This window comes from Paraurantiacibacter namhicola, from assembly GCF_001687545.1.
Lineage (GTDB): Bacteria > Pseudomonadota > Alphaproteobacteria > Sphingomonadales > Sphingomonadaceae > Paraurantiacibacter > Paraurantiacibacter namhicola.
Genome location: NZ_CP016545.1, coordinates 1,618,756 through 1,633,158 on the forward strand (window position 1 = coordinate 1,618,756; position 14,403 = coordinate 1,633,158).

The 14,403-nt window shown below is 63.8% G+C and carries 16 protein-coding genes; 9 read left to right on the forward strand and 7 right to left on the reverse strand.

Going from position 1 to position 14,403, the window contains the following annotated elements; all coding sequences use genetic code 11:
* The first annotated feature begins 51 nt into the window (after nt 1-51).
* Genes queA through A6F65_RS07940 form a run of 7 tightly spaced genes read left to right on the forward strand, consistent with a single transcriptional unit; the run spans nt 52 to nt 5,851 of the window.
* A complete protein-coding gene (queA, locus tag A6F65_RS07910; protein ID WP_067787532.1) occupies nt 52-1,092 on the forward strand; it encodes a tRNA preQ1(34) S-adenosylmethionine ribosyltransferase-isomerase QueA in 1,041 nt (346 codons plus the stop codon).
* A complete protein-coding gene (locus A6F65_RS07915) occupies nt 1,089-1,346 on the forward strand; it encodes a hypothetical protein (RefSeq protein ID WP_067787535.1) in 258 nt (85 codons plus the stop codon). The genes queA and A6F65_RS07915 overlap by 4 nt, the downstream gene beginning before the upstream one ends.
* Nucleotides 1,343-2,296 (forward strand): ABC transporter ATP-binding protein, encoded by a 954-nt coding sequence (locus tag A6F65_RS07920; RefSeq protein WP_067787539.1) that lies wholly within the window; start codon nt 1,343-1,345, stop codon nt 2,294-2,296. The genes A6F65_RS07915 and A6F65_RS07920 overlap by 4 nt, the downstream gene beginning before the upstream one ends.
* Nucleotides 2,293-3,054, forward strand: coding sequence for an ABC transporter permease (locus tag A6F65_RS07925; protein ID WP_067787541.1), 762 nt, complete (start codon nt 2,293-2,295; stop codon nt 3,052-3,054). The genes A6F65_RS07920 and A6F65_RS07925 overlap by 4 nt, the downstream gene beginning before the upstream one ends.
* 24 nt (nt 3,055-3,078) lie before the next feature.
* Nucleotides 3,079-4,032, forward strand: a complete 954-nt coding sequence (locus tag A6F65_RS07930) for a DUF481 domain-containing protein (protein ID WP_335645315.1) — start codon at nt 3,079-3,081, stop codon at nt 4,030-4,032.
* Complete coding sequence (tgt, locus tag A6F65_RS07935) at nt 4,032-5,168, forward strand: tRNA guanosine(34) transglycosylase Tgt (protein ID WP_067787543.1); 1,137 nt, start codon at nt 4,032-4,034, stop codon at nt 5,166-5,168. The genes A6F65_RS07930 and tgt overlap by 1 nt, the downstream gene beginning before the upstream one ends.
* Nucleotides 5,165-5,851 carry an SDR family NAD(P)-dependent oxidoreductase gene (locus A6F65_RS07940; RefSeq protein ID WP_067787544.1) on the forward strand — a complete coding sequence of 229 codons (687 nt, stop codon included), beginning with the start codon at nt 5,165-5,167 and terminating at the stop codon, nt 5,849-5,851. Before tgt ends, A6F65_RS07940 begins: the two co-directional genes overlap by 4 nt.
* Nucleotides 5,852-5,917: 66 nt before the next feature.
* Here the strand turns inward: A6F65_RS07940 and rpsD are convergent, their stop codons facing one another.
* Nucleotides 5,918-6,532 carry a 30S ribosomal protein S4 gene (gene rpsD, locus A6F65_RS07945; protein ID WP_067787545.1) on the reverse strand — a complete coding sequence of 205 codons (615 nt, stop codon included), beginning with the start codon at nt 6,530-6,532 and terminating at the stop codon, nt 5,918-5,920.
* A gap of 274 nt (nt 6,533-6,806) precedes the next feature.
* Here rpsD and A6F65_RS07950 point away from each other — a divergent pair, with 274 nt between their 5' ends.
* A complete protein-coding gene (locus A6F65_RS07950; protein ID WP_067787547.1) occupies nt 6,807-7,115 on the forward strand; it encodes a chorismate mutase in 309 nt (102 codons plus the stop codon).
* Between the two features lie 7 nt (nt 7,116-7,122).
* Here A6F65_RS07950 and A6F65_RS07955 read toward each other — a convergent pair whose 3' ends face one another.
* Nucleotides 7,123-8,076, reverse strand: coding sequence for a TauD/TfdA family dioxygenase (locus A6F65_RS07955; RefSeq protein ID WP_067787552.1), 954 nt, complete (start codon nt 8,074-8,076; stop codon nt 7,123-7,125).
* A gap of 47 nt (nt 8,077-8,123) precedes the next feature.
* Here A6F65_RS07955 and A6F65_RS07960 point away from each other — a divergent pair, with 47 nt between their 5' ends.
* Nucleotides 8,124-9,176: a hypothetical protein gene (locus A6F65_RS07960; protein WP_067787554.1), complete on the forward strand. Its 1,053-nt coding sequence runs from the start codon at nt 8,124-8,126 to the stop codon at nt 9,174-9,176.
* Here A6F65_RS07960 and A6F65_RS07965 read toward each other — a convergent pair.
* From A6F65_RS07965 to rpoD, 5 genes are all read right to left on the reverse strand, one after another.
* Nucleotides 9,166-9,903, reverse strand: coding sequence for an RNA methyltransferase (locus tag A6F65_RS07965; RefSeq protein ID WP_067787556.1), 738 nt, complete (start codon nt 9,901-9,903; stop codon nt 9,166-9,168). The genes A6F65_RS07960 and A6F65_RS07965 overlap by 11 nt on opposite strands.
* The gene (nrdR, locus tag A6F65_RS07970) at nt 9,903-10,379 is read right to left on the reverse strand and encodes a transcriptional regulator NrdR (protein ID WP_067787558.1); all 477 of its coding nucleotides are present in this window, start codon (nt 10,377-10,379) and stop codon (nt 9,903-9,905) included. Before nrdR ends, A6F65_RS07965 begins: the two co-directional genes overlap by 1 nt.
* A gap of 3 nt (nt 10,380-10,382) precedes the next feature.
* Entirely contained in the window at nt 10,383-11,681 is a 1,299-nt protein-coding gene (glyA, locus tag A6F65_RS07975; RefSeq protein ID WP_067787560.1) for a serine hydroxymethyltransferase, read from the reverse strand.
* A gap of 8 nt (nt 11,682-11,689) precedes the next feature.
* Nucleotides 11,690-12,127, reverse strand: coding sequence for a ribose 5-phosphate isomerase B (rpiB, locus tag A6F65_RS07980; protein WP_067787563.1), 438 nt, complete (start codon nt 12,125-12,127; stop codon nt 11,690-11,692).
* A gap of 254 nt (nt 12,128-12,381) precedes the next feature.
* Nucleotides 12,382-14,403: an RNA polymerase sigma factor RpoD gene (gene rpoD / locus A6F65_RS07985; RefSeq protein ID WP_067787565.1), complete on the reverse strand. Its 2,022-nt coding sequence runs from the start codon at nt 14,401-14,403 to the stop codon at nt 12,382-12,384.

Here is a 14,403-nt window from a genome sequence, read left to right on the forward strand (position 1 = left end):
CGCTGACATGCGCGCCCTTCGACAAGCCCAAGATGATCGGAATCGACTTTCATGAAAGTCGATCTGTTCGATTTCGACCTTCCGCAGGACCTGATTGCCCTGCGTCCCGCGCGGCCGCGCGATGCCGCACGGATGCTGGTGGTGGACGGGGATGCGCCCTTTGCGGATCGCACGGTCATGGACCTGCCGGGCATGCTGCGTCCGGGCGATGTGCTGGTGTTCAACGACACGCGCGTCATTCCCGCCCAGCTTGAAGGCCGCCGGGGCGAGGCCAGGATTGGCGCCACGCTGCACAAGCGTATCGACCTCAGGCGCTGGCAGGCCTTCATTCGCAATGCGAAGCGGCTGAAGACTGGCCAGCAGATCGAGTTTCCTGCCGGTGTGACGGCGATTGCGGAGACGCGGCACGAGGATGGCAGCTGGACGCTGGCCTTTGCCGGCGAAGAGCCGGTTGAGGTCCTGCTCGAGCGCGCCGGCCGCATGCCGCTGCCGCCCTACATCGCGGGCAAGCGCGCGACGGACGAGCAGGACAAGGCCGATTACCAGACCATGTTTGCGCGCGAAGACGGGGCCGTGGCAGCCCCCACGGCCGCGCTGCATTTCACGGACCGCCTGCTCGCTGCGCTGGACGAACGCGGTGTGCGGCGGGAAACGCTGACGCTGCACGTTGGTGCCGGGACTTTCCTGCCGGTGAAAGCCGAGGATACGGACGACCACCGCATGCATGCCGAATTCGGGCGCATCGACGCGGAGACGGCAGAGCGCCTGAATGCCGCGCGAGCTTCCGGTGGACGCCTGATCGCCGTGGGGACCACCGTCCTGCGCCTGCTGGAAAGCGCGGCCGATCCCGACGGCACGATTCAGCCCTTTGCCGATGACACCAGCATCTTCATCACACCGGGATACGCGTTTCGCGCCGTGGACGGCCTGATGACCAATTTCCACCTGCCCAAATCCACTCTGATGATGCTGGTCAGCGCCCTGATGGGTCGCGAGCGGATGCAGGCCGTCTATGCCCACGCCATCGAAAACGGCTACCGTTTCTATTCCTACGGCGATTCGTCGCTGCTGCTTCCGCAGGAGAATGCATGAACGACTGGCTGATCCTCGCCGCCCTGATGTCGGTCTTTTACGCGGCAATCGCCATCGCCCGTAAGACGAGTGGTCGGAAACGGATCCGCTACCTCTTCGGCATGGCCAGCCTTACTGCGTTTCTGCTGCTCATGTGGCCGGTGCTGACGGTCGGCGGCAAGGGCTTTGCAACGCAATTCACCCTCTGGCTGGGCATGACGGTGCTTGCCGGTGGCTACATCCTGTTCCTCGAACGCCAGGCGGACGCCGAATGACCGAACCGATCCTATCGCTCCGCGGGCTGGAGAAGACTTACAAGGGCGGGGTGCAGGCGCTGAAAGGCGTGGACCTCGATGTGCGCAAGGGAGAAATCTTTGCGCTGCTCGGCCCGAATGGTGCGGGCAAGACCACGCTGATCGGCGCAGTCTGCGGCATGGTGCGGCCCACTGGCGGCACGATGCACGCCTTCGGGCTGGACGTGGCGACAAAGTGGCGCGAGGCGCGCCGCCGCATCGGCCTTGTCCCGCAGGAACTGGCCTTCGACATGTTCGACAAGGTCATCCGGCAGGTCCGCTATTCGCGCGGCATGTTCGGCTGTTCGCCGGATGAGGCCCGGATCGAGGAGGTGCTGCGCGCACTCAGCCTGTGGGACAAGCGCGACGAGCAGATCCGCAACTTGTCGGGCGGGATGAAGCGCCGGGTGATGATCGCCAAGGCGCTGGCCCACGATCCCGACCTGCTGTTCCTGGACGAACCCACGGCCGGCGTCGACGTGGAGCTGCGCCGCGACATGTGGCAGCAGATCGACGCCCTGCGCGCCCGCGGCGTCACCATCATCCTGACCACGCATTATATCGAGGAGGCCGAGGAAATGGCCGACCGCGTTGGCGTGATCGCCAAGGGCGAGATCCTGCTGGTGGATGACAAGGATGCCATCATGGCCAAGCTTGGCCGGACCGAGGCGCATTTTACCCTCAATCCGCCGCTGGCTGCCGTTCCTGCATCGCTGTCCGATTATCCCGTGCATCTGGACCAGGACGGCAGCGCGCTGGTCTATCGCGGCGGTGACGGGTCGGGGAAGGGCAAACAGGAAGTGGCCGATATCGCGCGGATATTGGTGCAGGAGAACGTGGCATTCACTGGCATCGATACGCGCGAAAGCTCCCTTGAGGACATATTCGTGGACCTGCTGCACGAGCGCGATGATCAGGAGCAGGCGGCATGAATATCCGGGGCGCGCTGGCGATCTATCGCAATGAGCTGATGCGGGCTTTCCGCACCATTTTCGGCTCCATCCTTTCGCCCGTCATCACCACATCGCTGTACCTGATTGTATTCGGCGCGGCGATGAGCGGGCGCATGCCGGGGCTCGGCGGTGCGGAATATGGCGCGTTCATCGTGCCCGGCCTGCTGATGCTCACGCTGCTATCGGAAAGCACCAGCAACGCCAGTTTCGGGATCTATATGCCCAAGTTCACCGGCGCGATTTACGAACTGCTCTCCGCCCCCGTGGGCGTGGCCGAAACGCTGGTCGGCTTCGTCGGGGCGGCGGCAACCAAGTCGCTGATCCTGGCGGTCATCATCATGGGCACGGCGGCGCTGATCGTGGATTATTCCATCGCCCATCCGATCCTGGCTTTCGGCTACATCATCCTGGTCTCGGCCGCCTTCAGCCTGTTCGGTTTCATCATCGGGCTGTGGGCTGACGGGTTCGAAAAGCTGCAGATCGTGCCGCTGCTGATCCTGATGCCGCTGACCTTCCTGGGCGGCACCTTCTACCCGATCAGTGTTCTGCCGGAGCCATGGCAGACGCTCGCGATGCTGAACCCGATCGTATACCTCGTCAGCGGGCTGCGCTGGACCTTCCTTGGCACGGCGGACTTCCCGATTGCCGTGTCCTTCGGCTTCACGATCGGCTTCCTCGTGCTGTGCGTGGGCATCATCGCAGTCATCTTCCGCACGGGGTGGCGTTTGCGCGAGTGATTTAGTAGCGCGGCGGCGATGTCCATGCCTCGCCTCGCTTTCCTGCCTCTCGCGCTTGCAGCAACCGCATTCTCCGCCGATCCCGCCCATGCGGACGTGCCGGAACCGGTGCGCGCAATGATCGAAGCCGCCATCGCGACGGGCGATGCGGACAAGGTCGCCACCGTGGTAGAGCTGGCCAAACAGACCAATCCTGACGACACCGCGGAAATCGACGCGATGCACGGCGCCTTCTTGCAGCAGAAGGAGGAAGAGGCACGCCTCGCCGCCGCTGCGAAGGAGCAGGAATTGGCCGAGGCCGGCGTGCTCGACAACTGGAGCGGGGAAGGGCAGATCGGCGCCTTCCAGTCCAGCGGCAACACAGACAGCGTGGGCGTGTCCAGCATCCTCAAGCTGAAGCGCGAGGGCCTGGCGTGGAGTCACCGGATGCGCCTTTCCGCCGATTACCAGCGGACGAATGGCCAGACGACGCGCGAGCAGTTCCTCGCCAGTTACGAGCCGCGCTACCAGATCAACGACCGCCTGTTCGCTTACGGCCTGCTGCAATACGAGCGCGACCGGTTCCAGGGGTTTTCGGCGCGTTACGCGACCTCTGCCGGTATCGGTTACAAGGTGATTGCGACTCCGGACATGTCGCTTTCCATCAAGGCTGGTCCGGCTTTCCGGCGGACCGAGTTCGTGACTGGCCGCAGCGAGGACAGGCTGGCCGGGCTGGTAGGCCTCGACTTCGACTGGCGCATTTCGGACAGCATCAAGCTGACGCAGGACACCAATGCCGTGGCAGAAACTGGCGGGCAGGCGACCGTCATCTTCGACAGCTCCAACACCAGCCTGAACCTTATTACCGGCGTGGAAGCCAAGATCAGCGACAGCCTGAGCGCGCGCCTGTCCTATGCCATCGAGTATGACAGCAACCCGCCCGCTGGCGCCGTGGCGACAGACACGCTGACCCGTTTCACGCTGGTGTACGGTTTCTGATGGCCAGCGCCCCGCGCTTCCAGTTCGATATCGCCGCCACGGACGGCAAGGCCCGCACGGGCACAATCCGCATGCAGCGCGGTGACATCCGCACGCCGGCCTTCATGCCGGTGGGCACGGCCGCAACCGTGAAAGCCATGAAGCCGGAAGCCGTGCGGGCGACGGGCGCGGACATCATCCTTGGCAACACTTACCACCTGATGCTGCGCCCGGGCGCGGAGCGCATGGCGAAGCTGGGCGGATTGCACAAATTCATGAACTGGCATCGCCCGATCCTGACCGATAGCGGCGGTTACCAGGTGATGAGCCTTTCCGACCTGCGCAAGCTGACCGAGGAGGGTGTGGAGTTCCGCAGCCATATCGACGGCAGCAAGCACATGCTCACCCCGGAACGCAGCATGGAAATTCAGCGCCTGCTGGGCAGCGACATCGTGATGGCATTCGACGAATGCCCACGTGCCGACCAGCCGCGCGATGTGATCGCATCCAGCATGGAGATGAGCATGCGCTGGGCAAAGCGCAGCCGCGACGCCTTCGATGCAGGCGAGGCCCATGCGGCGGGTGCGGCGCTGTTCGGTATCCAGCAGGGCGCGCTGGACGAGGAACTGCGTGGACAGTCGGCAGAAGCGCTTCGTGAGATCGGTTTCGACGGCTATGCCATCGGCGGGCTCGCCGTGGGCGAGGGGCAGGAGGCGATGTTCGCCACGCTCGACTTCGCGCCGGGGCAATTGCCGGAGGATCGCCCGCGTTACCTGATGGGGGTCGGCAAGCCGGACGATCTGGTCGGCGCAGTGGAGCGCGGGGTCGACATGTTCGATTGCGTACTGCCGAGCCGGTCGGGCCGCAACGGACAGGCGTTCACCTGGAACGGCCCGCTGAACCTGCGCAATGCGCGCTTCGCGGAGGACCTGGCGCCGCTGGACGAGCGATGCGCCTGCCCCACCTGCGGGACATACAGCCGGGCCTATCTGCACCACCTCGTCAAATCGCAGGAAATCCTCGGTGCGGTGCTGATGACGGAGCATAATATCGGCTTCTACCAACAGCTGATGCAAGCGATGCGCGATGCGATTGGCGAGGGCCGCTTTGCCGCCTTCGCCGCCGATTTCCAGCGCGATTACCTGGGTGCCCAATGAGCTGGCACCGGGCAGCGGTCATCGGCGCATCGGGCGGCATCGGTGCGGCGCTCTGCGATGCTTTGGAGGCGCGGGGCTGCGAAGTGGTTCGCTTCAATCGGAGCGGCGAGAACGCGATCGACCTTTCGGATGAGGCCAGCATCGCTGCCGCGGCCGATGGCATGCGGGACAGTCCGCCGGACCTCGTGCTGGTGGCGTCCGGCGTGCTCCATGTGGAGGGCGCGGGGCCGGAGAAGAGCTTTCGCGATCTCTCACCTGACCAGCTGGCCGCCTATTTCGCCATCAACGCCGCCGGCCCCGCGCTGGTGGCCAAGCATTTTCTGCCCCTATTCCCGCGCGACAGCCGCGCCGCCTTTGCCGCCATCGGCGCGCGAGTGGGCAGCATAACCGACAATGGTCTGGGTGGCTGGTACGGCTACCGCGCCAGCAAGGCGGCCCTTGCCATGCTGGTGAAGACGCTTTCGATTGAGCTTGGCCGCACGCACAAGCAGGCGCTTTGCGTCGCGCTGCATCCCGGCACGGTGGACACGAAGCTGAGCGAGCCGTTCCAGGGCAATGTGCCGGAAGGCAAGCTGTTCACACCGGAAAAGTCCGCTGGCGCCATGCTGGATGTGCTGGACGGCCTCGGCCCGCAGGACAGCGGCGGCCATTTCGCGTGGGATGGGCAGCGCATCGCGCCCTGATCCTGGCGTACATACAAAAAGGGCGGCCCCGCAGGACCGCCCTCTTGTATCGTATCCGGTAACCGATCAGCGCGAGTAAAACTCGACGACCAGGTTCGGTTCCATCGTGACGGGGTAAGGCACTTCGTCCAGCGTCGGAACGCGGCTGAAGCTGACCTTGTCGTCGCCGTCGACGGCCACGTATTCCGGGATTTCGCGCTCGGGCAGGCTCTGTGCTTCCGCGACCAGTGCCATTTCCTTGGCCTTGTCGCCCAGGCTGATCACGTCGCCCACATCGCAGCGGCGGCTCGCGATGTTGCACTTCGTGCCGTTGACGCGGATGTGGCCGTGGCTGACGAGCTGGCGCGCGGCGAAGATCGTCGGCGCGAACTTGGCGCGGTACACGATCATGTCCAGGCGGCGCTCCAGCAGGCCGATAAGGTTCTGGCCGGTGTCGCCCTTCATGCTGCTCGCGTCCTTATAAGTGGACTTGAACTGCTTCTCGGTCACGTCGCCGTAATAGCCCTTCAGCTTCTGCTTGGCGCGCAGCTGCAGGCCGAAGTCGGACATCTTGCCCTTGCGACGCTGACCGTGCTGGCCGGGGCCGTAGGAACGCTTGTTGACCGGGGAATTCGGGCGACCCCAGATGTTTTCACCCATCCGGCGGTCGAGTTTGTACTTGGCGCTCTTGCGCTTCGACATCAGTCTTCTCCAATTTGCAGGACCGCGCCATTCGCGGCCGTTCAACCCGGCATCGCACCGCATGGCCAGTGTCCCAATGGACCACCATGCGCGGCTGCCGCTTCACCGGGGTGCGGAGCCAATCGAAGGTGCGCCAGAAGGCACACCGCCGAAGTGAAGCGCGCGCATAGCAGGACACGCGGCAAGGTCAAGCATTTGGTCCCGGCCTTGCGCCTGTGCAGGCTTGGCGCGGCCATACTCGACAAAGCCTGCGCTTTTGGCCAAGGCGCGCTGCATGATCGAACACACCACCAATCCCGACGATTGCCGGTCCATGCAGCAGGTGCGCGAAGGCGTGGATGCCACCGACCGGGCGCTGATGGAATTGCTGACGCGCCGCTATGGCTACATGCGCGCCGCCGCCCGTATCAAGCCGAGCCGGGACACCGTACGCGACGAAGCGCGCAAGGCGCAGGTCATCGAAAACGCCCGCGCGGATGCCGCAGTGCGCGCCCTTCCGGCAGACGATCTCGCGCAGATCTGGGACCAGCTCGTGGAAAGTTCCATCGCCTATGAACTGGCGGAATGGGACGCCACGCGCTGAGCAGCGCCTAATTGGCTTCGGGCACTTCGGGCGGGACGAAGTCCGTCTTGCGCCACGGCGGGTCGACGGGGTCCAGTGCGCGCCGATCGATGCCCTTCAAATAACCGAAATACGTCGCGATCCGCCTTTCGTCCGCCATGACGATTGCACGGCGCCCATGCATAAACCGGCTGTTGTCCAGCATGATGACATCACCCGCCTGCCAGGCGTGGGCGTAGCTCAGGCGGCGGGCCGTGGATCGGATCGTGTCGAGCCAGTCTGCCGGGAAGACCGATCCATCCTCCAGCACCGGATTGCGCTCGTTACGCAGGTAATCTCGGGCGAAAAACAGGAAATTTCCAAATGCCCGCCGATCGCCGAACAGCGTTGGCTCGAACACGGGGCGCCGGAAGCCGCGAATGACCCGGCCCCCGGAACGCCTGAAAAAGTAGGGGCAGGTCTCCGGCGAGTTTTCCAGTGCCGCATCATCGGGGTCGGGGCTGCCAAGCCAGTATTGTAGCGTTTCAGGCCCCGCTTCTCGAAGATAGATTAGCTCCCGGCCGTCGAGCGTCTCGCGGAGATCATCGGGAAGCGCATCGACCAGAGCGGCCCCGTCGCAGATCGTGGTCTGCCCGCCGATACCGGGCGGTGAAAGGCAGGCGAACATGGCCAGGTCCGGCCGCCACGGTTCGCGAGACAGTTCGGGGTGAAGCGGGAAGGGATCATCCCCCAGGTTCACCGACTGCATGCCGCCTTCGTAGCTTTCGCGCCCCGGACTCTCGTTGAAGACAGATGTGGAACACAGCTGCTTCGCCATCGCGCCGAAGCCGGCAGCACTGGTTTCAGCGCCGCGGATGATAACTGCGCCGTGTTCCTCGATCAGCGCCCGCAATGCATCCGCGTCAATGGCGTCCAACGCCTCGCCATCGGCATGCAGGATCGCGGCGGGGCAACCGTCGGAAGGCGCTGTGATATGTGTCATGCGCACACAGATAGTCGGAAGCGAAATCGCATGCTAGGGGGCCTCGCATGACGATAGACATGCAATCCATCAGCACCGATCCGGCCCTGTATCTCTACAATTTTCACAAGGAATTCGCGCAATTCCTGGAGATGCCGCGCGACGCGTTCCACAAGTCGGTTTTTCTTGACGAGCGAATCCAGCACGGCAATCGCAAGATGTTCCGGGCGCCAATCGATGCCCTGGCAAACAATTTCCGCATGCCGGCGCTGACGTCATGCCCGGTTAATTGGATATTCCACGTCGCACAGTGCGGATCCACACTGCTGGCGCGGTCGCTCGACCATCCCGGCGAAAGCCTCGTCCTGCGAGAGCCGGCTGCCATACGCCAGATCGGCGTGATCGCCAGCGCTGGAGCAGACCGGCACGAGCGCCTGGGCGACCCGGGCATCGACCGCCTGCTGAGCGTCACGATGGCACTGCTTGGCAAAAGGTTTGAAAGCTCCTCCTCCGTCGTTGTGAAGGCCAATGTGCCGGTGAACTTCATCGCGCCGGAAATCATGGCACGCAACCCGGAAGCGGGCGCGGTGCTGATGTACTTCCCGCTTGCCGAATACATCGCCGCCATCATGCGGACAGAGGCGCACGAACGCTGGGTGACGTCCATTTACGACGAAATGCGGATCGGTGAGAGCGAGTGGGTCAGCAAGGCACCGCCGGCCAACACCGCGCAGAAGGCCGCTGCCCTGTGGTTTGTGCAGATGAAGATCTTCGATGCCGTATTGCAGCGCTTCCCCAATGCGCGCTCGCTCAATGCCTCGCAATTCTTTGCCGAGCCGCAGGACGCGATTGCTGCATCTGCAAAGATTTTCGGTATTCCGATGACTGCCGAGCGGGCGCGGGAGATCGCGGACGGCGAACTGTTCCAGACCTACGCGAAGAACCCGGCGCTGGATTACGATCCGCAGGTTCGTCTTGCGCGCGAGGCAGAGGCGAAGGGCCGCCTTTCGAGCCAGATCGAAGACGCGCGGAACTGGGTGATGGGGGCGAAGGATCGCCATGGCCTGATCGATGAGCTCACCAAGCCGCTTGGCGAGGCGGGCGGCCAACTCATTTCCTGACGTCAGGGGTCCTCGAAAGCGCGCTAAGAACGCCGCGTAAGGTGCGGACTTCGAGGTGGTTCCAGCCCGGGCGGGTCAGGACATTGCGCAGCGTGCGCCGGTTCGCCTCCGCGCGGTCTTCCGGGAAGAAGTAACGCCGGGGCTCAAGCAGCTGCTCAAAATGACCGATCAGGCCTTCCAGCTCCTCCTGCGGCGCGGGCGGAAGGGTGTCTTCCTGCGTCGGCTGCACCACGCTGCCGGCCGCGACCTTTGACCATTCATAGGCGCACAGGATGACGGCCTGGGCCAGGTTCAGGCTGCCGAAATCGGGATTGATGGGAACGGTCAGGATCGAACGGGCCAGCGAGATGTCGACCGTCTCCAGGCCGGAGCGTTCTGGGCCGAACAGGATGGCGCTGCGCCCTTCGCGCGCCGATATTTCGCCCGCAGCTTCTTCTGGCGTGACAACAGGCTTGGTATCCCCGCGCTTGCGCACGGTCGTGGCGTAGACATGGGCGCAGTCCGCCACAGCCTCGGCCGTGGTGGGGTAGACCTTGGCATCGGCGAGAACATTATCCGCGCCCGAAGCCGCGGGGCCCGCAGCGGGATTGGGCCAGCCGTCGCGCGGCTCCACCAGCCGCATTTCGGTCAGCCCGAAGTTGAGCATGGCGCGTGCCGCCTTGCCGATATTCTCGCCCAGCTGCGGGCGGACCAGCACGATGACCGGGCCGGGGCGCGTTGCTGCCATCAGTCCGACCCGTCAGCGCCATGGGCGGCGTCGGCAACCGTGCTGGCGAAATCCTCGAAATCCTTGGCCTCGCTGAAGTCGCGGTAAACGCTGGCGAAGCGGATGTAAGCGACGGTGTCGATCTGCCGCAGCCCGTCCATGACCAGTTCCCCAAGGCGAGCCGAGGGAATTTCGCCTTCGCCGGCAACTTCCACCTGGCGCTGGATACCGGACACGAGCTGGTCGAGCTGCTCAGCACCCACATTCCGCTTGCGGCAGGCGAGGGCCACGGACTGTTCCAGCTTCGCGCGGTCGAAGGGCTCGCGCTTGCCGTCGCTCTTCACGATCGTGACTTCGCGCAGCTGGACGCGTTCGAAGGTCGTGAAGCGCGCGCCGCAGCTGCTGCACTGTCGACGGCGTCGGATGGCAGAGTTGTCCTCCGTCGGCCGGGAATCCTTTACCTGGCTGTCCTCATGCGCGCAGAACGGGCAGCGCATGCGTTAGCGTCCCGGATAGACGGGAAAGGCGCGGCACAGCTCACCGACTTCGCGCCGCACGCGCTCTTCGATCTGTGCATCGCCTTCTGCGCCATTGCTTGCAAGGCCGTCCACCACATCAGCGATCAGGTTGCCGATCTTGCGGAATTCATCCGGACCGAAGCCGCGCGTCGTGCCGGACGGCGTGCCCAGGCGGATGCCGCTGGTGACAAAGGGGCTGCGCGGCTCGAAGGGGATCGTGTTCTTGTTGCAGGTCAGCAGGGCGCGATCGAGGCCCTTCTCCGCGTCCTTGCCGGTCACGTCCTTGGGCGTGAGGTCGACGAGGACGAGGTGGTTGTCCGTGCCGCCGGACACGATGGCAAGGCCACGTTCCTGCAGCGCGGCGGCCAGCACTTTCGCATTCTCCGCAACATTGGCGGCATAGGTCTTGAAGTCGGGGCGCAGCGCCTCTCCGAAGGCGACGGCCTTTGCCGCCACGACATGCATCAGCGGGCCGCCCTGCAGGCCGGGGAAGATCGCCATGTTGAGCGGCTTGGACAGCGCTTCGTCATTCCACAGCATCACCCCCGAACGCGGGCCGCGCAGGCTCTTGTGGGTGGTGGTGGTTGTGACATGGGCATGCGGCACAGGGCTGTCATGCGCGCCGCCTGCGACCAGTCCGGAGATGTGACTCATGTCAGCCAGCAGGTAAGCGCCGACTTCATCGGCGATCTCGCGGAAACGGGCCCAGTCCCACGGGCGCGGATAGGCCGTGCCGCCGCAGATGATCAGCTTCGGCTTGGACTCTCGAGCGATGCGGGCAACCTCGTCCATGTCGATCCGGTGGTCATCCTCGCGCACGCCATAAGGCACGCAATTGAACCACTTGCCGCTCATGTTGACGGGACTGCCATGGGTCAGGTGTCCGCCGCTGGTAAGGTCCAGGCCCATGAAGGTGTCGCCCGGCTGCAGCAGCGCCAGGAAGACGCCCTGGTTCATCTGGCTGCCGGAATTGGGCTGCACATTGGCGAAATTGCAGCCGAACAGCTTCTTCGCCCGCTCGATGGCAAGGTTTTCGACCACATCGGCATATTCGCAGCCGCCGTAATAGCGCTTGCCCGGATAGCCTTCGGCATATTTGTTGGTGAAGACGCTGCCGGTGGCTTCCAGCACGGCGCGGCTCGCGGTGTTTTCGCTGGCGATCAGCTCGATGCCATCTTGCTGGCGCTCCAGCTCGTTGCGAATGGCGGCGTGGACCTCCGCATCGGCGGCGGCGAGATCATCATTCCAGAAGCGCTGCTGCGCAGTATTCTTGTCGGTCATTGCGGGCCTCAGGCAGAAGGGTTTTCAAGCATGTCGACGCGGCGCTGGTGGCGCCCGCCTTCGAATTCGGTGGTCAGGAATGCGGTCAGGCAGGCCTTGGCCATTTCAACGCCGATCAGCCGCGCGCCCATGGCGATGGCGTTGGCATCGTTGTGTTGGCGGGAGAGGGTGGCGGAAAGCGGCTCGCTGACAAGCGCGCAGCGCACGGCAGGGTTGCGATTGACGGCCATGGAAATGCCGATCCCGCTTCCGCAAAGTGCCACGCCCCGTTCGGCATCGCCGCTGGCGACCGCATCGGCCAGTTTCGCGCCGTAGGATGGGTAGTCGACACTGTCGGCCGTGTCCGGGCCGAGGTCGGTCACGTCATGGCCTTCGCCGCGAAGCCAATCGGCAAGCTGCGCTTTCATTTCTACGGCGGCGTGGTCGGAAGCGATGGCGATCTTCATGGCATGACCCCTGATGGAGGCAGATTCGGTTCGTCGCCTGCATAGGGAAGGGGGCAGGGCGGGCCAACGGCAAAAGCCGCGCAGTCCCCGGCTCCGGGCATATCCAAGCGCAGAAACAGGAAGGCCCCGGCGTCACGAATGACGTCGGGGCCCCTGATTTGAACCTCTAGAAGAGGGTCCAATCATGATCAGAAGATTTTTACATCGTCTGATACATAACCAATGATCGGCCGCGAAAAGCGTTCCCGGCAGCCTTACTGATCCAGGAAGCTGCGCATCTTGCGGCTGCGGCTCGGGTGCTTGAGCTTGCGCAGCGCCTTGGCCTCGATCTGCCGGATGCGTTCGCGGGTCACGCTGAACTGCTGGCCGACTTCCTCCAGCGTGTGATCGGTGTTCATGCCGATGCCGAAGCGCATGCGCAGCACGCGCTCCTCACGCGGGGTGAGGCTGGCGAGGACGCGGGTGACCGTTTCCTTCAGGTTGGACTGGATCGCCGCATCCACCGGGATGATAGCGTTCTTGTCCTCGATGAAATCGCCAAGGTGCGAATCTTCCTCGTCGCCGATTGGCGTTTCGAGGCTGATCGGCTCCTTGGCGATCTTCATCACCTTGCGGACCTTCTCAAGCGGCATGGAAAGGCGCTCGGCCATTTCCTCGGGCGTCGGCTCGCGGCCCTGCTCGTGCAGGAATTGGCGGCTCGTACGCACCAGCTTGTTGATCGTCTCGATCATGTGCACCGGAATGCGGATCGTGCGCGCTTGGTCCGCGATGGAGCGGGTGATGGCCTGGCGGATCCACCACGTAGCGTAAGTGCTGAACTTGTAACCGCGGCGGTACTCGAACTTGTCGACCGCCTTCATCAGGCCGATGTTCCCTTCCTGGATCAGGTCCAGGAACTGCAGGCCGCGGTTGGTGTATTTCTTGGCGATGGAGATGACGAGGCGCAGGTTCGCCTCCACCATTTCCTTCTTCGCGATACGCGCCTCGCGCTCCGCCTTCTGCACCATATTCACGATGCGCCGGAATTCATTGAGGCTCATGCCCGTGGCGCTGGCAATATCGGCGATTTCGGCACGAATGCGCTCGACCGCGTCGCCTTCGCGCTCGGCAAAGGCGGCCCACTTCTTGTCCTTCTTGGCCATGTCGGCCAGCCAGGCTTCGTCCAGCTCGTTGCCGATATAGGCGTCGAGGAAGTCCTTGCGCTTCACCTTGTGGCGTTCGGCCAGGCGCAGCATCTGGCCGCCCAGGGCGGTCAGGCGGCGGTTGAAGGCATAGAGGTTGTCGACGAGGTATTCGATCTTCGTCGCGTGGAACTGCACGCTCTCGACTTCCGCCGTCAGCTGCTCGCGCAGGTCTTCGTACTTCTTTTCCTTGGCCTTGGGGAATTCCGCCCCGCCGCCGAGCACTTCGACACGCTCGTTCTGGATCTTCTCGAACTTCTTGAACAGGTCCGTGATGCGGGCGAAGGTTTCTAGCGCTTCGGGCTTCAGCGCAGCTTCCATCTGCGCCAGGGACATGGTGTTGTCCTCTTCTTCCTCGTCGTCCTTCTTCTTGGACGTACCTTCGCCATCCTCGTCGCCGTCTTCGTCGTCGTCGGATTCGTCTTCGTCGTCCACGATGGTGGGGCCGGCAGTCTCTTCCGAGATCTCGCCGTCATCATCGTCCTCGGCATCGTCGGCCAGCTTGTCGGCAGGCGGTTCCTTGGACAGCATGGCATCGAGATCGAGGATCTCGCGCAGCTGCATTTCCTCGTTATTGAGGGCTTCGGACCACATGATGATGGCGTGGAAGGTGATGGGGCTTTCGCACAGGCCCATGATCATCATGTCACGGCCGGCTTCGATCCGCTTTGCAATGGCGATTTCGCCTTCGCGGCTGAGCAGTTCCACCGCGCCCATTTCGCGCAGGTACATGCGGACCGGATCGTCCGTCCGCTCGTTCGTCGCCTTCTTCTTGGCTTCGGGAACGTTCTGCTTGGGCTCGGCGCTCTTGCCGTCGGTCGGCGCGGGAGCGATTTCCTCGGGGCCGTCATCGTCCTCGGCCTCTTCCGCATTCTCGACGATCTGCACGCCGAGTTCGGATAGGGAGGTCTGGATGTCCTCGATCTGGTCGGGGCTCATCTGGTCGGACGGCAGCGCTTCGTTCAGCTCGTCATAAGTGACATAGCCCTTGCGCTTCGCCTTCGCGATCATCTTCTTGATCGAAGCTTCGTTGAGATCGATCAGCGGTGCGTCTTCGCTGTCGTTCTTGCGCTTGCCCTTGGCGGTGGAAGCCAT